The sequence below is a fragment of the Stagnihabitans sp. genome, from assembly GCF_964946895.1.
Map to the genome: position 1 here is coordinate 44,501 of NZ_CBBQHX010000010.1, position 20,808 is coordinate 65,308.

The following is a 20,808-nucleotide window of genomic DNA, read 5'->3' on the forward strand; positions in this document are numbered from 1 at the left end:
GGTCAGCCGCGCGCGCCCCAGCTGAGCGAGGCGTATTTGCGGGTGAAGGTGTCGCCCATCAGCCCGATGATGATCAGCCCGAAGGTCACCAGGACCGGGTAGAGGATCGAGCTGTAATGCGGGTGGTAGTTGAGGAAGACGAAGCCGCGGGTCTGGTCGATGATGTGGAACAGCGGGTTCCACCAGAACCACGCCAGTTTCGAGGTGGGCATGGCATTGGCCAGAAACATCTTGCCCGACGCGATCATGTTGGCGCGGGTGTAGACGGTGTTGGCGACATGCATGAAGTTTGGCGCCCAAGGCGTTGCCGCCTTGAACACCATGCCGATGCCGATGCCCGAGACCCAGGCGATCAACAGCATGCACAGCGCCATGACCGGCTGTTCGATGGTGATGCGGTTGAAGACGGTGTTGTAGAAGAACATGATCACAAGGATCGACAGCACCTGCTGATACAGCGTGGCCAGCGACTGCCCGACGATGGAAACGATGGTGTTCATCGGCGCGTGTTTCATCATCGACGAGGTGGGGCCTTCGGCTGCGGCGACGGCTTTGATGGTCTTGATATGCGTCATGTACATGAAGATGCCGGACATCGAGTAGACCATGAAATCGCCGCGCACCGCCGAGCCGCGCATCTTGAGCACGGTCATCATGAACCAGAAGAACAGCACCATGACGACCGACTGCATCATCGACAGGATCAGTCCCATGATGGCGTTGCCGTGGTTCTTGCGGATGTCGCGCACCGCGACGTGGAAGATCAACTCTCCGGTCGCGATGAGGCTGCCGACGTGCGACTTGGGGACGGTGGGTTGGAACATGACCGAGGTCTCTGACGCCTTTTGGGGTGATCCCCTTCTACGACGGGAAATCTTGCTGTTCCCTTTATCTTTCATGATAAGGGCGGAAACATGGTTGTTCAATCGCGGGACGCGGGAAATTCCCGGCCCACTTAGGAGATTGCATGGATTTCGACCGTCTTGTGCCCGTCATTCGCCGCCTTGCCCTGCAGGCCGGGGATCGAATCATGCAGGTCTATAATGGGCCCGATTTCGCGGTGAAGTCGAAAAGTGACGCCAGCCCGGTGACCGAAGCCGACGAGGCGGCCGATGCCATCATCTCGGCCGGTTTGCGCGCGGCCTTTCCGGATGTGGTGCTGATCACCGAGGAACAGGCATCCAGCCATGCGCTGACGGCGGAGACCTTCCTGATCGTTGACCCGCTGGACGGCACCAAGGAGTTCGTGCAGCGGCGCGGCGATTTCACGGTGAACATCGCCTATGTCGAGAAGGGCGTGCCCCTGCGCGGGGTGGTCTATGCCCCGGCGCAGGACCGGCTGTTTTACACGCTGCCCGATGGCACGGCGGTGGAGGAGCTTGGCGCTTTCGACAAGGATGTGGTGGGGACGCTGAAGCGGATCGGCGTGTCCAGGCCGGACAACGCGGCCCTGATGGTGGTGGCCTCGAAAAGCCACCGGGATCAGGCGACGGACGATTATATCGGCAAATATGCGGTCAAGGACATGACATCGGCGGGGTCGAGCCTGAAGTTCTGTCTGGTGGCGACCGGCGAGGCGGATCTGTATCCGCGGCTGGGGCGCACGATGGAATGGGATACGGCGGCGGGCGACGCGGTCTTGCGTGGCGCGGGCGGCCACATGGTGCGGTTTGATGACCATTCGACCCTGGCCTATGGCAAGGCGGGGTGGGACAACCCGTTCTTCATCGCCTATGCGCCCGGCGTGGAGTTGAAGGCATGAGCGTTCTGATCGCAATCCCGGCCCGCTATGCCTCGACCCGGTATCCGGGCAAGCCCTTGGTGGTTCTGAAGGGACCGGATGGGGAAAAGACACTGATCCGCCGCAGCTGGGAGGCGGCGACGGCGGTGCGGGGTGTGGATCGGGTGGTGGTGGCCACCGATGATGCCCGCATCCGTGACCATGCCGAGGGGTTTGGCGCAGAGGTGGTGATGACCTCTTCGGAGGCGCAGAACGGGACCGAGCGCTGTGCCGAGGTGGTGCAGAAGCTGCCGGGCTTTGAGGTGGTGGTGAACTTGCAAGGCGATGCGCCGCTGACGCCTGCGTGGTTTGTCGAGGATCTGGTGGCAGGACTGCTGGCGGACCCGGCGGCGGATATTGCCACGCCGGTGCTGCGCTGCGACGGGCGGGCGGTGGCGGGGTTCCTGGCGGACCGCCGCGCCGGGCGCGTCGGCGGCACGACGGCGGTGTTTGGGGCGGGTGGACGCGGGCTGTACTTCTCGAAAGAGGTGATCCCCTACACCGGCAAGACCTATGACGATGACGAGCCGACGCCGGTGTTCCACCATGTCGGCGTCTATGCCTATCGTCCGGCGGCGCTGGCGGCCTATCCGACCTGGCCCACCGGGCCGCTGGAAAAGCTGGAAGGGTTGGAACAACTGCGCTTTCTGGAGCAGGGCCGCCAGGTCCTGTGCGTGGAAGTTGCGTCACAGGGGCGGCAGTTCTGGGAGCTGAACAACCCCTCTGACGTGCCGGTCATCGAGTCGATGATGCGGGCGATGGGCTTGCCCCGTGTTTAGGCTTTGCCACAATTTTGGCGGATTTCTGCCTTCAAAGCGTACAGGGCCTATTCGAAGGTATATAAAATTGTGCAGATTTGCACGGTACTAGCGCCTTGGGCAGAAGCATGTCACCCAAAGATCTGTTAACCTGTCATCTACTAAGTCTGAGAACGGCGAAAAAATCCGAGTGGTTGAGATGGCAGAGATCCTGAGACGCAAGATCAAGAAGGTCACCAAGGCGGTGTTCCCGGTGGCTGGCATGGGGACGCGGTTTCTTCCCGCAACCAAGTCGATCCCGAAAGAGATTCTGACGCTGGTGGACCGGCCCTTGATCCAATACGCCATCGACGAGGCGCGGGCGGCCGGGATCAAGGAGTTCATCTTCGTCACGGCGCGCGGCAAATCGGCGCTGGAGGATTATTTCGACCACTCCCCCGAACTGGAAGCCAGCCTCAGGCGCAGCGGCAAGGAAGACTTGCTGGAGATCTTGCGCGAAACCAACATGGATTCGGGGGCGATTGCCTATGTGCGGCAGAACCGGGCCCTGGGTCTGGGCCACGCGGTCTGGTGCGCCAAACGGCTGATCGGCAACGAACCCTTTGCGGTTCTGCTGCCCGATGACGTGATTGCGGCGGAAAAGCCCTGCCTGCAGCAGATGGTGGAAGCCTACGAGCAAACCGGCGGCTGCATGGTGGCCGCGATGGAAGTGCCGGTGGAGCGGACCTCGTCTTACGGCGTGCTGGATGTGGCCGAGGACATGGGGTCCATCGTTCAGGTCAAGGGCATGGTGGAAAAGCCGAAATCCGACCCGCCGTCGAACCTTGCGGTCATCGGGCGCTATATTCTGACGCCGCAGGTGATGACGAACCTGAACAAGATGAAGCAGGGCGCGGGCGGCGAAATTCAACTGACCGACGCGATCGCCGAAGAGGCGGCGACGCCGGGGCAGGTGTTTGGCTTCCGGTTTCGCGGGCAGCGCTATGACTGCGGCAGCAAGGCGGGGTTCTTGCAGGCGACGGTGGCGTTTGGCCTGAGCCGGCCTGATCTGCGCGACGAATTCTCGGCCTATATCAACGATATGGTCGCCATGCAGAAGGCGGCGCAGTAGCAATTGGCGTTTTGGGATCGGTTGCGTGCGGGGGCGCGGCGGATCTGGGGGCCGATCTGGGGGCCGGGGCAGTTGCCGCATGCCGTGGGGCCATGCGAGCTGGCGCCGGTGGAAATCTCGATCATGGCGATGTGGCGCGCTTACCGGCTTCGGCTGCGACGGCGCGCCTTTTTGCTGCGCGCCTATGCCAAGCGGCGGGAACTGAGCCGGGTGGCGGACCGCAGCGGCCAGATTGCGCCGGGTTCGGTGCTGGCCTTCATGACGGTGCGCAACGAGGCGCTGCGGCTGCCCTATTTCCTGCAGCACTATCGCAAGCTGGGCGTCGGGCATTTTCTGATCGTCGACAATGCCAGCACCGACGGCACGGCAGAGATGCTGAGGGATCAGCCGGATGTCTCGTTGTGGCGGAGTGCGGCGGGGTACAAGGCCTCGCGGTTCGGGCTGGACTGGTTGACGTGGTTGATGCGGCGGCATGGCGCGGGGCATTGGTGCCTGACGGTGGATGCCGATGAGTTGCTGGTCTATCCCTATTGGGAAACCCGCCCGCTGCCGGCGCTGACCGCGCGGCTGGAGGCGGAGGGGCGGCGGTCGTTCGGGGCGATGATGCTGGACCTTTACCCCAAGGGGAAGCTGCAGGATCAGAGCTATGCCGCGGGGCAGGACCCGGTGGAGGCGCTGGGCTGGTTCGATGGCGGCAATTATGTCGTGCAGGTTCAGCCCAGAATGCGCAACCTGTGGATTCAAGGCGGGGTGCGGGCCCGGCAATTCTTTGCGGCGGACCCGCGCCGGGCGCCGACCTTGAACAAGGTGCCGCTGGTGCGGTGGCGCAAGGGCTATGCTTACGTGAACTCGACCCACGCGGTTCTGCCGCCGCAGTTGAACGCGGTGTTTGACGAGATGGGGGGCGAGGTGCTGTCGGGCATCTTGCTGCACACCAAATTCCTGCCAGTCATCGTGGAGAAATCGGTCGAGGAGCGCGAGCGGCGCGAGCATTTCGCGAACTCGGCCCTGTACGACACCTATTATGCCGGCCTGAGCGCCAACCCGGATCTGTGGAGCCCCACCTCGTGCCGCTATGGCGGCTGGCGGCAGCTGGAGGCGCTGGGCCTGATGTCACGCGGGGGCTGGGTGTGACCCCGGGCCCGAGGCTTGGCGGCCAACCGCGCAGAACTGTTGTGAATTTAGGCATAAAATGCTGGAAACCGCCGTCTTTAGGCCCCAAATATAACCTAAATGGCAGGTGTCCGGACGTCTTGGGAGGAGTCGGGGCAAGACGCATCAAGGCTTCTTCAAGCTTTGGGGCTTATGCAAGAAGAGGGCCTGCCACGCCGCAGGCCAGCGGAGACGTCGGGTGAGCATTCTGGGGGCCATCAAGCTGAGGGCGCGGCGGCGGCGGGCGCATTGGCGCGCGTTCCGCAAACGCCGCGAGTTGACGGTGGTTCAGGATCACACGGACCGGCTGACGGGCGATGCGATCATCCTGCTGTGCACGCTGCGCAATGAACGCGTCCGACTGCCATTCTTCTTGCGGTATTACCGCGATCTTGGCATCGAGCATTTTCTGTTCGTCGACAATGACAGCGATGACGGCAGCCGGGACTATCTGGCGGGGCAGCCCGATGTCTCGTTGTGGACGACCAAGGCCAGCTACAAGGCCTCAAGGTTTGGGGTGGATTGGCTGACGCATCTGCAGCGGCGGTTCTGCCACGGCCACTGGTGCCTGACCGTCGATGTCGATGAATTCTTCGTCTATCCGTTCTGCGAGACGCGGCCGTTGCGGGCCTTGACCGACTGGCTGGATGCATCAGAGGTGCGGTCTTTTGCAGCGATGATGCTGGATATGTATCCCAAGGGGTCGATTCACGCGCGACCCTATCAAGAGGGGCAGAATCCGTTCGAGATTGCGCAGTGGTTTGACAGCGGCAACTACACGATCCACCGCAATGCCGGTTTCGGCAATTTGTGGATTCAGGGCGGGCCGCGGGCGCGGGTGTTCTTCGGCGACAAGCCGGAGATGGCGCCGGCCCTGAACAAGGTGCCGCTGGTCAAGTGGCACCGGTCCTATGCCTATGTCAGTTCCACCCATATGCTGCTGCCGCGCGGGCTTAATCTGGTCTATGACGAATGGGGCGGGGAAAAAGCGTCGGGTTGCCTTCTCCATGCCAAATTTCTGGATACATTTGCAGTGAAGGCGGCCGAGGAGATGGCGCGCGGTCAGCATTATGGGGCGAGTGCCGAATACAAGGCCTATCAGGAAAGTCTGGCGAAACACCCTGACATGTGGTGCAAGTTTTCCGAGAAGTACATCAACTGGCGTCAGCTTGAGATCCTTGGGCTGATGTCGAAGGGCAACTGGGCCTGAGGAGGGCGGGGTGACTGCAGGCTTCGTCATGTTGTGCCACACCGCGCTGGAGCGTGCCGCTGAAGTGGCGCGCCACTGGGCGGAACGCGATTGCCCGGTGGTCATCCATGTCGATGCCCGCGTGAAGGCGCCGGCCTATGACGGGCTGGTGCGGGCGCTGTCGGATCTGGGCAATGTGCGCTTCTCGGGGCGCTTTGCCTGCGAGTGGGGGACTTGGGGCATCGTGGCGGCGACGCAGGAAGCCTCGGCCCTGATGCTGAAGACGTTTTCGGCGGTGCGCCATGTTTATCTGGCCTCTGGGTCCTGTCTGCCGTTGCGCCCGGTGGAGGAGTTGGTGGCCTATCTGGACAGCCGCCCGCGCGTCGATTTCATCGAAAGCGTGACGACGCAGGATGTGGGCTGGACCGTGGGCGGATTGAATCTGGAGCGGTTCACGCTGCGGTTTCCGTTCAGCTGGCGCAAGCAGCGGGCGCTGTTTGACGGCTATGTGCGGCTGCAACGCCGCCTGAAGATGCGCCGCAAGATCCCCGACGGACTTGTGCCGCATCTGGGCAGCCAGTGGTGGTGCCTGACACGGCAAACCCTGTCGGCCATTCTGGAAAGCCCCGACCGGGCCGAGATCGACCGCTATTTCCGCAAGGTCTGGATTCCGGACGAAAGCTATTTCCAGACCATGGTGCGGCAGGTGTCGACCAACGTGGAAAGCCGCTCGCTGACGCTGTCGAAGTTCGATTATCAGGGCAAGCCGCATATCTTCTATGACGATCATCTGCAGCTTCTGCGGCGGTCTGATTGCTTTGTGGCGCGCAAGATGTGGCCGCAGGCGGACAAGCTGTATGACAGCTTCCTGCGCGGCGCGGGGCCTGGGCAAGTGGCGGCGGAACCCAATCCGGGCAAGATCGACCGGCTGTTTTCCAAGGCGGTGGAGCGGCGGACCAAGGGCCGCACCGGGCTTTACATGCAAAGCCGGTTTCCCAATGCCAATTGGGGCCATGGCCGGACGGCCGCGCCCTATTCGGTGTTCGAAGGCTTCTCGGAGGTGTTCGAGAATTTCGAGGCCTGGTTGGGCAAGGTGGCGGGAACCCGCGCCCATGGCCATCTGTTCGCGCCCGGCCGGGTGGAATTTGCCGGCGGCGAACGCGTGTTCAGCGGGGCTTTGTCAGACAGTGCGGCGCTGCGCGACTATGCCCCGAAGAATTTCCTGTCGAACCTGATCTGGAACACCCGGGGCGAGCGGCAGTGCTTTCAGTTCGGGCCGCATGATCTGCAGGAGTGCAGCTGGATGATGGCCTGCGATCCGAATGCGCAGATCTCGGTCATCTCGGGGGCGTGGTCGATTCCGCTCTTTCATGCGAACCAGAACTTTGGCGACATCCGCCGCGAAGCGGCGCGGTTGCAGAAGATCGAGGCGGATCATCTGGCGATATTGCGGTCGCATCACGCCAAGGCGCGCATCCGGATCTGGACCTTGGCCGAGTTTGTCGAAAACCCGATGGAGCCGTTGCAAAGCATCGTCGACGAGATCAGCCCGCGCAGCCTGCGCCGGCTGACCGAGGCGCCGACGCTGACGGACCTGAAAGGCTTTGGCCAATTCCTGCAGAACCTGCGCAATCAGGGCATGCAACCCGTTCTGATGGGCGATTTCCCGACCGGGGAGGGGGTGACGCCTGCCGCCTCGCGGCGTGGGCGACCCTATCTGGTGAAGTAAAGGACTGATCTTTTGGCCAAATCCCGGTTCCAATCCTTTGTCGTCTTTGCGGAAATGCGGACGGGGTCGAATTTTCTGGAAGCCAACCTGAACGCCATTCCCGGTGTGATGTGCTATGGCGAGGCGTTCAATCCGGCCTTTGTCGGATCAGAAAAGAAGCAAGAGCTGCTGGGGGTGTCGATCCACCAGCGCGACCTGTCGCCGGATGCGCTGCTGAAGGCGATGAAGCGGCAGACCGAGGGGTTGCCGGGCTTTCGCTATTTCCACAACCATGATCCGCGGGTGTTCGAGCTGGTGGTGGACGATCCGACCGTGGCCAAGGTGGTGCTGACGCGCAACCCGCTGGAAAGCTACATCAGCTGGAAGATCGCCAAGGAAAGCAACCAGTGGCGCACGACCTCGGCGGCCAATATCAAGACCGCGCGGCCGAAGTTTGATCTGGCGGAGTTTCGGGACCGGATCGACGAATGTCAGGCCTTTCAGGTGCAGTTGCTGAACCGGTTGCAGGTTTCGGGGCAGACGGCGTTCTATATTGATTACGACGATGTGCTGGATCTGGCGGTGATCAACGGGCTCGCGGCGTTTCTGGGGGTGGAGGGGCGGCTGGAAAAGCTGGACCTGACGATCAAGAAGCAGAACCCGGAGCCGCTGCGCGAAAAGGTCTGCAATCCGGCGGACATGGTTGCCGGGTTGGGCAAGATTGATTTCTTCAACATCGCCCAGACGCCGAGTTTTGAGCCGCGCCGGCAGGGAGCGATCAACACCTATGTGGCAAGCATGGCGGTGGGGTTGCTGTTCCAGCCGATCCGCGCCTCGGTCGAGCAGCCGGTGCGCAAGTGGTTGCAGGGCTATGGCGGGGTGGAGAACGCCTTTGACCGGCAAAGTTTGAAGGCGTGGCGGCAGGATCGGCCGGGGCATCGCAGTTTTACCGTGGTGCGGCACCCTTTGACGCGGGCGCATGCGGGGTTTTGCGATTATCTGGAAAAGGACTGGATGGCGGAGCTGCGCGGCCATCTGAAGCGGGTGCACAAGGTGGAATTGCCGGCCAAGGGCAAGGGTTATCCTGATGCGGCGGCCCATCGTGCCGGGTTCCTGAAATGGCTGGAGATGGTCAAGCATCTGCATGCCGGCCGGACCGAGTTGCGGACGCCGCCGCATCTGGCCTCGCAACTGGCGACGGTGACGGGCTTTGCGCAGTTGCAGGCGCCCGACCATCTGCTGCGGGAAGAGCGGTTGGAAGAGGGGCTGGCCTTCGTATGCGCCGAGGCGGGGATGGCGATGATGCCGTTGCCGGTGGTGCAGGACAAGGAGCCCTTCGTCCTGGCCGAGATTTACGGGCCTGACCTGGAGGCCGCGGCGCGCGACGCCTATGGCAAGGACTACGTGGCCTTCGGGTATGGGGATTGGCGGTAGGCCATCAGGCGCGATTGCCCGCGTTGGACGATGGTGCCGTGCTGGTTTTCAACCGCGATGGCAAGGGTCAGCAGGCCCTTGTCGGCAGCGTTGCGCTTGGCCGTGACGGTGAGCTTGGCGCGGATGCGGTCACCGGCGAAAACAGGGGCGCGGAAGCTCCAGTCGTAGCCGAGGCTGGCGAAGGTGTTGATTTGCGCGGGGGCGGTGGATTTGAGGCCCTCGATCAGCGACAGGATCAGAAGGCCGTGGGCGACGCGTTTGGGGAAGCCGTGGGCTTTGGCGCCTTCGTCTGACAGGTGGATTGCGAAGCGGTCCTGGGTGAGGGTGGCAAAGGTATCGATGGTTTGGGGCGTGATTTCGGCCCAGTTGGTGACGATTTCGTCGCCAATCGCCAGCGCGTCGAATTCGTGCAGGCCGGGGGGCAGCATCAGTTGAGGCCGGTGCGTGCGACCGTCCAATCGGGGTTGAGCAGCAGAAGGTCGTTCAGGCTTTGGCCGATGATGAAGGGATTGCGGCCGATCACCCTGGCAGGGATGGTGGAGGCCATGCGCAGGGCGGCGGCGGGGTCAATGTGCAGGACGTTGATCAGGCGGGCGACGCTTTCGGCCATGGTGATGTGGGCCCCGGCGAGGGAGCCTTCGGCGTTCACAAGGCGGCCGTTCACGAGGCGGATTTCTTGGCCGTAGAGCGTGAAGTGGTCTGAGCCGCCCACGGTGGACATGGAGTCCGAGACGAGGAAGGTCCGGTCCGGAACAGGCCTGGCGCGCAGCGCCAGCGCGACCATCTCATCCGCCACGTGGATGCCATCGCAGATGATGCCGGAGAAAGCGGTGGAGTTGATGCAGGCGCCGGTGACGCCAGCCGTGCGGTTCAGCATCGGCGACATGGCGTTGAAGAGGTGGGTGAAGCAGGTGGCCCCCTCGGCCAGGCAGGCGCGGACGTGTTCCGCTGTGGTGTCGGAGTGGCCGAGCGAGACGATGGCGCCGGTTTTGACGAGGGCGGCGATGTCGCCGGGCGCAACGCCTTCTGGGGCGACGGTGATCATGACCGGGACGCCGGCGGCGCGCAGGCGTTGGACGATGGTCAGGGTGCGTTGGTCGAAGGGGCGGATGTAGCGGGCAGCGTGGGTGCCGCGGCGGGCGATGGAAAGGTGCGGGCCTTCGATATGCAGGCCGAGGATGCCGGGTTGGCCGTGGGCGGCAAGGGCGGCCTCGGCGGCGCGATCGAGGATTTCCGGCGCGTCGGTGATGACGGTGGGCAAGACGGCCACGGTGCCGAAGCGGCGGTGGGCGGCTGCGATGGTTTGCATCGCGGCAGCGGTGGGGGTGGTGTTGACCAGCGCATCGCCGCCGCCGTTGACCTGCAGGTCCAGGTAGCCGGGGGTGATGGTGCCCTTCAGGCGCTGGGCGTCGGGGGCTGCATCAACGATGGCGGTGACGGTGCCGTTTTCGATGGCAAGGACGCCTTGGCGCAGGCTTTGGCCGTCGAAGATCTGGTCGGGGTGCAGGTATGTCGTCATGGCTCATCCCTTCCGCTGCGGTGCGGCGTGGCGGCTCTATCGGGGAAAGCGGCGGCGAAAGGAAGGGGAGTCATGGATTGGCCCCCTCAAGATAGGCGGCATAGGCGGCCCCGCGTGCGCCGGTGGTGTCGCCGCCTTGGGCGAGGAGGAGCGGCGGATAGGGGAAGCCGGGCAGGGCGGTGTGGGTGAGGGCCTCTTGCAGGTCTTGGATGAGGCCTTCGGCGCGGGACAGGCCGCCAGCGAGGACGATGCAAGCGGGGTCGACTGTGAGGGTCAGGGTGTGGATCAGTTCGGCGGTCAACTCGCACCAGATGGCCCAGCATTTGGCAATGTCAGGGTCTGTTTGGCGCAAGCGCACGATGTCTTCGGGCGGGAGGGTGCGGTTGGTGATGTGGGTGACGATGCGGGCAAGGCCGGGGCCGGCGATGAGGGTCTCGGTGCAGCCCATGCGGCCGCAGCCGCAGCGGAGGATGGGGAGGTTATGTTTGGCGACGGTCGGGGCGGGGAGGGTGAAGTGGCCGAATTCGCCGCCGAGGCCGGAGGGGCCTTGCAGGAGGCGGCCGTCGACCACAATGCCGCCGGCGAGGCCGGTGCCGAGGTTGAGGGACAGGGCGGTGCGGTAGCCGATGGCGGCGCCGAATTGCGCCTCGGACAGGGTCTGGGCGCGGCAGTCGTTGACGTAGGTGATCTTGCGGCCTGATGCCGCCTCGATGTCGGCGGGGAAGGGTTTGCCGGTGGCGGGCAGGTTGGCGGTGAGGGCGAGGCCGGTGGTGGGGTTGATGAGGCCTGCGGCGGCGACTCCGATGGGGAGGTTTGCGGTGTGGCTTTCGACCCATGCGATTTGGGTGGCCATGGCGGCGACGAGCGCTTCGTAGGTTTTCGGGGTCGCTGTGCGGTGGGATGTGACCCGGTTCCAGCCAGAATCGAACAGCTGCGCCTCGATCTTGGTGCCGCCGAGGTCGATGCCTGCTGCGATGTAGGCGGGGGGCGTCATATGGTTTGGGTCACTTTGGACAAGGTCTCGGGGCGGTCGGGGTCGTGGCCGAGGGCGAGGGCGGTGGCGAGGACGAGGGGATAGGCGAGGCAGAGGAGCATGGCGGCGGCAGCGGCGGGGGTGAGGTTTGCAGCGCCAATGTCGGAAGGGCGCAGGCGGTAGGTGGTGCCGCCAGCCGCTTTGAAGCGGGCCTCGGCGGTGTCGAGGGAGGCTTGGACGTCGGGTTGTTCGGTGTCGAGGATCAGGATCAGGAGCGGGTTGGTCGCCAGTTGCAGGGGGCCGTGGAGGACCTCGGACGAGGAATAGGCCTCGGCATGGATGGCGCAGGTTTCCTTGAGTTTGAGCGCGAGTTCTTGGGCCGCGCCGTAGCCGGTGTCGCGACCGATGACATAGACGTGGTTGGCGCGCAGGAGGGCGGAGAGGACGGCTTTGGTTTGGGGGAGCGGGCTCAAGTGGGCGTCGAAGGCCTTCGCGGACGCCGCTGCGCGGGGGGCGTAGGCGGGGGCTAGGTGGGAGAGGAGGGCCATTCCGGCGGCGATGGAGCCTATGACGGACTTGGTGGCGGGAACGGCGAGTTCGGGGCCGGCGCCGATGGGGAGGGTGAGGTGGGCGTGCTCGGACACTGGGGAGTTCGGGGCGTTGATCAGGCCGATGACGGTGGCGCCGCGGGCTTTGGCGCCTTGGGCGGAGAGGACGAGGTCGTTGGAGGCGCCGGATTGGGAGACGACGAGGGCTAAAGCCCCGTCCAGGGCCACGCCTTTGCCGACGGAGAAGATGGAAGGGGGGAGGGAGGTCATGGGGAGGCCGGTTTCCCGCATGAATTCGTAGGAGAGGATGTTGGCTGCGGCGTCGGAGGAGCCGCGGGCGATGGTGTAGATGGCTTTGGGGTGGAGTTGGGCGATTTGGGCGGCGTCGGAGGCTGATATGGCGGTGCGGATGGTGCCCGCGAAGACCGCAGGGGCCTCCGCCAGTTCCGATTTCATGTGCGCGCCGGGCTCGGTCATTTCCGCAGGCCGTAGCTGTCGAGTTTGGCCCAGACCGGGGAGAGGTCGACGATGGTGCCGGATTCGCGGGCTTGGTCGAGGCCGAGGGCGGCGATGCCGGCCTCCATTGCGTCCAGCACCGACACTGGCAGGCCTGCGGCCTCGCCGCGCAGGAATTTGGTGATGTCGCGGCACATCAGGGTATCGGCGCCGTAGTGGGCGCCTTTGACGGCAGGGCCTTGGGTGTAGTCGTTGTCGACCAAGCGGCGGCCATCGCGGGCGGTGACTTTGAGGAAGCCACGGACGAAGTCGCCCTCGGCCATGCCGTGGGTGCCCATGATGCAGAAGCGGCGGTGTTCATCCGGGACGTTGAGGTTGGTGTGGAAGGCGAGGGAGGCGCCGGTTTCGTATTGCAGGATGGAGGTTTGGAAGTCGATGATGTCACCGTCGGAGCGGAAGGGGTCATCGACGGATTCCCAGACGGATTTCTTGACGTGAAAGATCTCGGCCTCGGCGTTGTTGGAGGGGGCGTTTTCGGGGAGGAAGGATTTCCGGCCACCGAAAGAGGCCACTTTGGCCGGGCGCGAGGCGGTGACCATGTTGTAGATGTCGAGGTCGTGGCAGCACTTTTCGAGGAGGAATCCGCCGGAATAGTGAACCTTTCGCCGCCAGTCGCGCATGAAGAAGGCGCCGTGGTAGGGTGCGATATGCTCGTTGGCTTCTAGGGAGACGATGCGGCCCAACTGGCCTTCGGCGAGGGAGGCGCGCAGGTCGACCATGTGCTGGGAATAGCGCAGGACGAGGCCGATCATGGCACGGGAGGCGCCGCCGTAGTTCGACAGCAGGCGGGCGAGTTCGAGGGTTTCGTCGATGGAGACGACGACGGGTTTTTCGGTGAACATCTGCACGCCGGCCTCAAGGCCAAGGCGGATGTGTTCGAGGTGGAACAGGTTGGGGGAGAAGACGCAGAAGAGGTCGGGCTTGGCGTCAGACAGCATGGCCTCTACCGTCGGGTAGCGGGGGACGTCGGTGCCGATCATCTCCAGAAAGGTCGGCTGGGGGTCGTAGAAGCCGACGAATTCGACCTCGGGCATTTCGGCTTTCAGGGTCGACAGGACGTGACCGGCCCGAAGGCCGATGCCAGCAGTGACAACGCGCATATCAGTCTCCTTCAGGCGGCGAGAGCGGGGGCCATGAGACGGCGCAAGACCGCTCCGCTGGCGTCGAATACGTGGCAATCGGCGGGGTTGATCGACAGGTCGATGGACTGTCCCTCGGCCACGGCGGCGTCGCCGGGCAGGGCGGCGCAAAAGCGTTGGCCGTTGGGCAGGAAGCCGTAGGTGATCGAAACGCCGCCGAGACGTTCCAGCACGCGGACTTTCATCGAGAGGCCCTGACCGAGGTGGATGTTTTCGGGGCGCATGCCAACTTCGATGCGGTCGCCCTTCTTGGCGGAGGCGCCATCGACGGGCAGGGTCATCTGCACGCCGCCGTCAAGTTCGACGGCAAGGCCACGGGTGTCGTAGCCCAGCACCTTGGCGGGGACGAGGTTCATGTTGGGCTGGCCGATGAAGGTTGCGACGAAGCGGGTGGCGGGGTGGTGGTAGAGTTCCATCGGCGTGCCGAATTGCTCGACCTTGCCGGCGGAGAGGACGACGATGCGGTGGGCCATGGTCATCGCCTCGACCTGGTCATGGGTGACGTAGATCATGGTGGCAGCCAGGTCGCGGTGGAGTTGGCTGAGTTCGACCCGCATGTCACCGCGCAGGGCGGCGTCGAGGTTCGAGAGCGGCTCGTCGAACAGGAAGATCTTGGGGTTGCGCACGATGGAGCGGCCAATGGCGACGCGCTGGCGCTGGCCGCCAGACAGTTGGCCGGGTTTCAGCTGCAGTTTTTCGGTCAGTTGCAGGATCTCGGCGGCTTTGGCGACTTTGGATTTGACCTCGGATTCAGGCAGTTTCTGGACGCGGAGGGGGAAGGCGATGTTTTCGTAGACGGTCAGGTGGGGGTAGAGGGCGTAGGATTGGAAGACCATCGAGATGCCACGGTCGACAGGGGCAAGGTTTGACACATCGGTGCCTTCGATGACGATGGCGCCGGAAGTCGCTTCCTCCAACCCGGCGACGATGCGCAGGAGGGTGGATTTGCCGCAGCCGGACGGGCCGACGAAAACGACGAATTCCTTGTCCTTGATGGCAAGGTCGATGCCCTTCAGGACTTGAGAGGTGCCGAAGGACTTGGTGATGTTTTGCAGGTTCAGCGTGGCCATGGGGTCCTCGGGCAAAGCAGGCGGGGGCTTAGGGGATGCGGGCGACCCGGAGGCCGCCCGCGACTTCGGTTACTTCACTTCGGCCAGATCGGCGGCGGCTTGCTTGACCAGATCGTCAACCGATCCGCCCTCGCCCAGCATCACGCCCTGGATCATGGTGGTGAACACGCCTTGCAGCGACTTGAAGTCGGTGACCATCGGCTCGGGTCCGCCGGTCGAGATGCCGTCGACGAAGATCTTCCAGAAGGGATCATCCATGTAGAAGGGCTTGGCCACGCCCAGCTTTTCGTATTGGAAGATCGGGGTCAGGCCCCAGGACTGGTCAAGGTCATACTGCGCATCGCCCGAGGTCATCGCGGCAGCCAGCTTCTGGGCGGCGGCTTGGACAGCCGGGTCCTTCTGCTTGAAGACGGCGATGGAGTCGGTGATCAGGATGGTGCCCGACTTGCCCGACGGGCCATGCGGAACCGGGACGACAAGCATGTTGGGAACCTTGTCTTTCGACTGGCCCTTGGCCCACGGACCGGAGACATACATGCCCAGCTTCTGGTCGTTGAACAGATCCTTCATCTGGTCACGTTCCCAGGCGGTCGGGCCTTCTTCGGCGTAGGGCAGGATGTCCTTGTACATCTGCAGGGTTTCGCGGGTCTGCGGGCTGTCCAGCGTGACAGCGCCGGTGTCGGCGTTCAGAACCGAACCGCCATCGGAATAGAGGAAGTCGAGGAACATGTGCATCGTGTTGTCGAAGTCTTTGCCGGCGATGCCGATGCCTGCGACATTGTCTTTTTCCTTGATCGCCTTGGCCATGGCGATCATGTCAGCCCAGGTTTCCGGCGCCTTGCATTCCAGACCGGCGGCTTTCACGAGGTCGCAGTTGATGTAAAGCGCCTTGGTCGAGAAGGCGTGGGGATAGCCCCAGTATTTGCCGCCCGAAGACACGGTCTTCAACACGCCGGGCTGGTACTTGTCGACCATGTCAGGCGCAATTTCCGCCGGAACGATCAGGTCTTCTTTCGACAGCTTCAACAGCGTCCGCGAGCCGATGTAGGCCAGGCCCACTGGGTTGCCGGCAGAGGCCAGCGTCATCGCCTTGTCTTGGCAGGTGCCCCACGGAACCTGCTCGACACTGACCTTGATGTCGGGGTTGTCAGCCTGGAACTTGTCAGTCACCACCTTGTCGGCCGGGCGCGGATCGCCGCACAGGATCACGGACAGATCCGTGGCATGGGCCGCCATCGCCGAAGTGCCCATCAGGGCCGCGGCGAGGAACAGAGTCTTTGTGTATTTCATTGTGAACTCCCTTTGTTGGTTAGGCTTGGAATGGGTTGGTTTCTTGGTGGTCACTCTTTCACCGCGCCGGCGGTCAGACCGGCGACGAGGTATTTCTGCAGGAACAGGAAGACGATGATGACGGGCAGGATGCCGGTCAGGGTGGCGGCCATCATCTGGTTCCATTCCACCGACTGATAGCCGATGAATTCGAACAGCCCGGCCGCGAGGGGCTGGTATTCGCGCACCTGATTGAAGGTGATGGCGAAAAGGTATTGCTGGGCATAGGCGCCGATGAAGACCGATACGCCGACGACGATCAGGCCCGGGACGGCGAGGGGCAGCACGATCCGGCGCAGGGTGTAGAGGCGGGACGCGCCGTCGACATAGGCGGCTTCCTCAAGTTCTTTCGGGATCTTTTCCAGATAGCCGCGCAGCAGCCAGATGCCGGTAGGGATCAGGAAAGCGACGCCGGGGATGATCATCGACCAGTAGGTGTTCAACAGGCTGAGGGTCTGCATCACACGGTAAAGCGGGATCAGCAGCACGGCGCCGGTGAACATGTTGACGGCAAGGAAGGCGCCGAGAGAGATGGATTTGAACGGGAAATCGAGCCGCGCATAGGCATAGGCGGCGGGGATCACGAAGATCATCGTCAGGGCCGTGACCATGCTGGCGATATAGATCGAGTTCAGGATGTAGCGGCCCAGAAGCGGCACCTTGATCCACATGTCGTGGTAGGCCTGAAAGGAGAATTCGTTGGTCCAGAACTCGTAAGGTGAGTGGAACAGGTGGCTCATCGGCGACAGGCTGGTGCGGAACATCTCGATGAAGGGGAGAAGGATGAAGGTCAGGAAGACCAGAATGGCGGCGTAGATGCCGATTTTGTGGAGGAGCGAGTAGCGGTCCATCAGCATTTACTTCACCCCGTAGAACTTGTTCACGCGGTTCAGAAGCGTGAGGTACAAGAGCGAGAACAGGCCCAGCAGGATCACGATGGCCACGGCACGGGCGGAACCTTCACCGAATTTGAAGTTGCCGATCGCGGTCTTGTAGGTGTCGATGATCATCGTCGTGGTGCCGCCGCGCGGGCCGCCTTGGGTCAAAATCCAGATGATGTCGAAGGAGTTGAAGGTCCAGATCGCGGACAGGAGCGCCATCGAGACGATCACAGGCATGATCTGCGGAATAGTGATGCGGCGGAAGCGGTACCAGCGGCCAGCACCATCAACCCAAGCGGCTTCATAGAGGTCACGGGAGACGCCCTGCATGGCGGCCAGAAAGAACAGGCTGACCATCGGCGTGCCGACCCAGACATCGGTGATGATACAGGAATAGAAGGCCGAGTTCTTGTAAGCGAGGAACTCGAACGGGCCATCAAGGATGCCGAAGCGCTGGGCCATGCCGGACACGATGCCGAATTGGCCGTTATAGACCCACAACCAGCCGATGCAGCCGATGGCGATCGGGATGACCCACGGCGGCATGATCAGCATGCGGAACAGGCCGCGGCCGGGGACGGCGGCGCTGAGGAGCGTGGCCCCGATCAGGCCGACGATCAGCTTGAGCGAGACCGACAGCACCATCCAGTAAAAGGTCAGCCCGATGATGGTGAAGAACTTGCTGCTGCCGAGAAGTTTTTGGTAGTTCGACAGCCCCACCCAGCTTTCGCTGTTCATGTCGGCATTGGTAAAGGACAGGCGGATCGTTTCCAGCAATGGCCAAGCCACGATGACGCCGATGAAGGCGACGGCGGGGAAAATCAGCGCCCAGGCGAACCACGCCTCTGACAGGCCGCGACGGCGTGCTTTGATGGGCGGCGAAATGTCAGTCATTCGTTTCCCCGTATCCGCTCGGTGCTTCAGCGCCGAATCTCTTGTTGGGAGCGATGTTACCAAAGTCGGATGCTTTTACTACCTATATAATACCAATTACGCATAAATTCTGTTTCTCTTTGATTTTTGGCTTGTTTTTTGCCCGAATCGAGCGCCAAATGATGGGCGTGGTCTGGTTTGACCGCTGAAATGTAATACCAATCACAGTGCCGCCATGACCGAGTTGCCTGACCTTTTTGCGCCCCAAAGCTGGTATCGGTCCGACAAGGGGCCGCGCTATGCGCAGCTGTACCGGCACATCGGCGCGCTGATCCGCTCTGGCGCGCTGGAGGCCGAGGCGCAGTTGCCGCCGGAGCGCGATCTGGCCGAGATTGCCGATGTCAGCCGGGTGACGGTGCGCAAGGCGGTGGCGCAGTTGGTGGAGGAGGGTGTGCTGGAGCAGCGGCGCGGGGCGGGCACCTTCGTGCGACCCGTGCCGCAAAGGCTGGAACAGTCTTTGTCCAACCTGATTTCGTTTACCGAACATATGCAGCAGCGCGGCAAGACCTCTTCCAGCCAGGTTCTGCAACGCGGGTTGTATCCACCCCGGCCCGAAGAGCAGATGGCCTTGGGCATTCTGACCGGTCAACGGGTGGCGCGGATCGAACGGCTGCGCAGTGCGGATGGGCAGGCGATGGCGCTGGAATGGTCCTCATTGCCCGAGGACATTTTGCCGGACCCATTTGTGGTGCAAACCTCGCTGTATTCGGTGCTGCGCGATCTGGGCTGTGCCCCGGTGCGGGCGGTGCAGCGGGTGACGGCGGTCAATCTGGAGGAAAGCGAGGCGCATCTGCTGAACCTTGCCACGGGCGCCGCGGTGCTGCGGATCGACCGCACGGGATATCTGGCATCAGGCCGCCCGATTGAATTCACCCGGGGTCTTTACCGGTCTGACATTTACGATTTCATCGCGGAATCGCGTTAGGAGCATCATGGAACTTGGCTTTGACGCCCGGATTGTGGGCCGGGAAATTCACTGCGACATCGTCTCTGACAGGGCGCTGCAGGAGGCGGTGTTCTGCTGTTCGATCATGACCCCGGCCCAGGTGGTGTCGGGGGGTACGCTGGTGCGGCAGGTGGCCGGCTATTCCGAGATTGCCTTGCCGGATCTGGCGGCAGGCGTGCCACATCGGGTGGTGCTGGTGCATGCAGACCCGCATTTTGCGCCCAAGAACCGGGCTTGGCTGCCGCTTGGCCCCTATCTGCGCACGATCTACGGGCCGCTGCCGCTGCCTGAGACCGAATTGGGCGTGCGGTATGACAGCGAGCCCCTGCAGGTGGTGGCGGAGTTTGACGGGCTGAAACTGGTGCCGCAGCCGACGACATGGGTGCCGAAGGGCGGCCTGTTGCGGATGCGGACCTTTTCGGTTCAGGACCTGCAGTTCGCGGCCGCAGATGCCTTGGCACGTCGGCGTGGCTTGGGCGCGCTGGTGGCGGAAGATGGTGCAACGGTGACGATTGCGCGCGACGAGGCGCTGGGCGAGGATCACGTTGTGGAGATTGCTGCCGAAGGCGTGTCGATCCGCGCTGGAACCGATTCCAGCCTGTTCAGAGCCGCAATCACGCTGCTGACCCTGCGCGAAACCCATGCTGGCGCCTTGCCTTTGGGGCGGATCACGGATGGCCCCAGGTTCGACTGGCGCGGCCAGCATCTGGACTGCTCGCGGCATTTCTATGAGGTGGCAACGATCCTCAAGCTGATCGACCTGATGGCGCTGCTGAAGCTGAACCGGTTTCACTGGCACTTTTCGGATGATGAAAGTTTCCGGGTTCAGGTCGATTGCGCGCCGGAGATCTGGAGGAAGACCGAGTTTCGGGGCGAAGGCCAGCTGATCCCCGGCGTGTGGGGCGGCGGCATCCGGTCGGGCGGCAGCTATTCCAAGAAAGACGTGGCGCGGGTTGTGGCCTACGCGAAGGCTTTGCACATCGAGATCCTGCCGGAAATCGAGGTGCCTGCGCATGCCCATGCGCTGAACGCCGCCCATCCGGGGATGCGGGATCGTGGCGACAACGGCGCCGAAATGTCGGTGCATGGCTTTCTGGAAAACACGCTGAACCCGGCGATGCAGGCGACCTGGGATCTGGTGGAGCCTTTGTCACAGGAAATCGCCAGCCTTTTCCCACTGGGCATCCTGCATTTGGGCTGTGATGAGCTGCCGCACGGGGCTTGGGATGGCTCGCCGGCGATCACCAAGCTGAAGGCGGATCTTGGGCTGCAGACACGGGATGATGTTCAAGGCTGGGCCATGTCGAGGCTGGCGGGGTTTCTGGCGGCGCGCGGCATCCGCTCGGCGGCTTGGGAAGAGGCGGCGAAGGGCGGAAATGGCGGGATTGGTCATGATGCGCTGCTGTTTTCCTGGACCGGGCAGGGTCCGGGGATTGCCGCGGCGCGGGCGGGGCACGAGGTGGTGATGTGTCCGGCGCAGAACGTCTATTTCGACATGGCGCACACCTCTGACCGCGAGGATTGGGGTGCCGGCTGGGCGGCCTATGTGGCGCTTGAGGATGTGGTGAACTGGAAACCGGTGCCCGAGGGGGCCGAGGATATTGCGGGCAATGTGCTGGGGGTGGAGGGCTGCTTCTGGTCGGAATTCACCACGCATGATGCCGAAATGGAGCCGATGCTGGCGCCGCGCATTCTTGGGATGGCGAACAAGGCCTGGGACCGGACAGACCGGGTGGACGGGCCCGCGCTCAGGGCCTTGGCGCAGGCCTATGCGCCGTTGTTTGACCGGATCGGCTGGCAGCGGCACAAGGGGGCCTGACAC

The 20,808-nt window shown here is 63.3% G+C and carries 19 protein-coding genes; 9 read left to right on the plus strand and 10 right to left on the minus strand.

The genetic code is table 11. The annotated features are described in order from the left end of the window. Positions 1 to 2: 2 nt before the first annotated feature. Positions 3 to 824 (minus strand): ABC transporter permease, encoded by an 822-nt coding sequence (locus AC1Y2B_RS08630; RefSeq protein WP_482252672.1) that lies wholly within the window; start codon positions 822 to 824, stop codon positions 3 to 5. 143 nt (positions 825 to 967) lie between these two features. Between AC1Y2B_RS08630 and cysQ the strand changes: the two genes are divergently transcribed. From cysQ to AC1Y2B_RS08665, 7 genes are all read left to right on the plus strand, one after another. Beyond that, entirely contained in the window at positions 968 to 1,762 is a 795-nt protein-coding gene (cysQ, locus tag AC1Y2B_RS08635) for a 3'(2'),5'-bisphosphate nucleotidase CysQ (RefSeq protein ID WP_482252673.1), read from the plus strand. Next, positions 1,759 to 2,559, plus strand: a complete 801-nt coding sequence (locus AC1Y2B_RS08640) for a 3-deoxy-manno-octulosonate cytidylyltransferase family protein (RefSeq protein ID WP_482252674.1) — start codon at positions 1,759 to 1,761, stop codon at positions 2,557 to 2,559. Before cysQ ends, AC1Y2B_RS08640 begins: the two co-directional genes overlap by 4 nt. Positions 2,560 to 2,737: 178 nt before the next feature. Continuing rightward, a complete protein-coding gene (gene galU / locus AC1Y2B_RS08645) occupies positions 2,738 to 3,649 on the plus strand; it encodes a UTP--glucose-1-phosphate uridylyltransferase GalU (protein WP_482252675.1) in 912 nt (303 codons plus the stop codon). A 123-nt stretch (positions 3,650 to 3,772) separates the two neighbouring features. Then, positions 3,773 to 4,783, plus strand: a complete 1,011-nt coding sequence (locus AC1Y2B_RS08650) for a glycosyltransferase family 2 protein (RefSeq protein WP_482252764.1) — start codon at positions 3,773 to 3,775, stop codon at positions 4,781 to 4,783. 241 nt (positions 4,784 to 5,024) lie between these two features. Next, positions 5,025 to 6,011 (plus strand): glycosyltransferase family 2 protein, encoded by a 987-nt coding sequence (locus AC1Y2B_RS08655; protein ID WP_482252765.1) that lies wholly within the window; start codon positions 5,025 to 5,027, stop codon positions 6,009 to 6,011. 10 nt (positions 6,012 to 6,021) lie between these two features. Beyond that, positions 6,022 to 7,719 (plus strand): DUF5927 domain-containing protein, encoded by a 1,698-nt coding sequence (locus AC1Y2B_RS08660; RefSeq protein WP_482252676.1) that lies wholly within the window; start codon positions 6,022 to 6,024, stop codon positions 7,717 to 7,719. Positions 7,720 to 7,731: 12 nt separating this feature from the next. Next, positions 7,732 to 9,132 (plus strand): nodulation protein NodH, encoded by a 1,401-nt coding sequence (locus AC1Y2B_RS08665; RefSeq protein WP_482252677.1) that lies wholly within the window; start codon positions 7,732 to 7,734, stop codon positions 9,130 to 9,132. Here the strand turns inward: AC1Y2B_RS08665 and AC1Y2B_RS08670 are convergent. The 9 genes from AC1Y2B_RS08670 to AC1Y2B_RS08710 form a co-directional block, all read right to left on the minus strand. Next, complete coding sequence (locus AC1Y2B_RS08670) at positions 9,099 to 9,560, minus strand: MaoC family dehydratase (protein WP_482252678.1); 462 nt, start codon at positions 9,558 to 9,560, stop codon at positions 9,099 to 9,101. The genes AC1Y2B_RS08665 and AC1Y2B_RS08670 overlap by 34 nt on opposite strands. Continuing rightward, positions 9,560 to 10,651, minus strand: a complete 1,092-nt coding sequence (locus AC1Y2B_RS08675) for an N-acetylglucosamine-6-phosphate deacetylase (RefSeq protein ID WP_482252679.1) — start codon at positions 10,649 to 10,651, stop codon at positions 9,560 to 9,562. The genes AC1Y2B_RS08670 and AC1Y2B_RS08675 overlap by 1 nt, the downstream gene beginning before the upstream one ends. A 70-nt stretch (positions 10,652 to 10,721) precedes the next feature. After that, positions 10,722 to 11,645, minus strand: a complete 924-nt coding sequence (locus AC1Y2B_RS08680) for an ROK family protein (protein WP_482252680.1) — start codon at positions 11,643 to 11,645, stop codon at positions 10,722 to 10,724. Beyond that, positions 11,642 to 12,649 carry an SIS domain-containing protein gene (locus AC1Y2B_RS08685; RefSeq protein ID WP_482252681.1) on the minus strand — a complete coding sequence of 336 codons (1,008 nt, stop codon included), beginning with the start codon at positions 12,647 to 12,649 and terminating at the stop codon, positions 11,642 to 11,644. The genes AC1Y2B_RS08680 and AC1Y2B_RS08685 overlap by 4 nt, the downstream gene beginning before the upstream one ends. Further along, positions 12,646 to 13,788, minus strand: coding sequence for a Gfo/Idh/MocA family protein (locus AC1Y2B_RS08690; RefSeq protein WP_482252682.1), 1,143 nt, complete (start codon positions 13,786 to 13,788; stop codon positions 12,646 to 12,648). Before AC1Y2B_RS08690 ends, AC1Y2B_RS08685 begins: the two co-directional genes overlap by 4 nt. A gap of 11 nt (positions 13,789 to 13,799) precedes the next feature. After that, positions 13,800 to 14,897, minus strand: coding sequence for an ABC transporter ATP-binding protein (locus AC1Y2B_RS08695; protein ID WP_482252683.1), 1,098 nt, complete (start codon positions 14,895 to 14,897; stop codon positions 13,800 to 13,802). Between the two features lie 69 nt (positions 14,898 to 14,966). Further along, complete coding sequence (locus AC1Y2B_RS08700; RefSeq protein ID WP_482252684.1) at positions 14,967 to 16,187, minus strand: ABC transporter substrate-binding protein; 1,221 nt, start codon at positions 16,185 to 16,187, stop codon at positions 14,967 to 14,969. Positions 16,188 to 16,237: 50 nt separating this feature from the next. Further along, positions 16,238 to 17,083, minus strand: a complete 846-nt coding sequence (locus tag AC1Y2B_RS08705; RefSeq protein ID WP_482252685.1) for a carbohydrate ABC transporter permease — start codon at positions 17,081 to 17,083, stop codon at positions 16,238 to 16,240. Next, positions 17,084 to 18,001, minus strand: a complete 918-nt coding sequence (locus AC1Y2B_RS08710; RefSeq protein WP_482252686.1) for a carbohydrate ABC transporter permease — start codon at positions 17,999 to 18,001, stop codon at positions 17,084 to 17,086. A gap of 214 nt (positions 18,002 to 18,215) precedes the next feature. Between AC1Y2B_RS08710 and AC1Y2B_RS08715 the strand changes: the two genes are divergently transcribed. Together AC1Y2B_RS08715 and AC1Y2B_RS08720 are read left to right on the plus strand one after the other, a co-directional pair. Then, positions 18,216 to 18,965, plus strand: a complete 750-nt coding sequence (locus AC1Y2B_RS08715) for a GntR family transcriptional regulator (protein ID WP_482252687.1) — start codon at positions 18,216 to 18,218, stop codon at positions 18,963 to 18,965. A 7-nt stretch (positions 18,966 to 18,972) separates the two neighbouring features. Further along, complete coding sequence (locus AC1Y2B_RS08720) at positions 18,973 to 20,805, plus strand: beta-N-acetylhexosaminidase (protein WP_482252688.1); 1,833 nt, start codon at positions 18,973 to 18,975, stop codon at positions 20,803 to 20,805. Positions 20,806 to 20,808 lie beyond the last annotated feature (3 nt).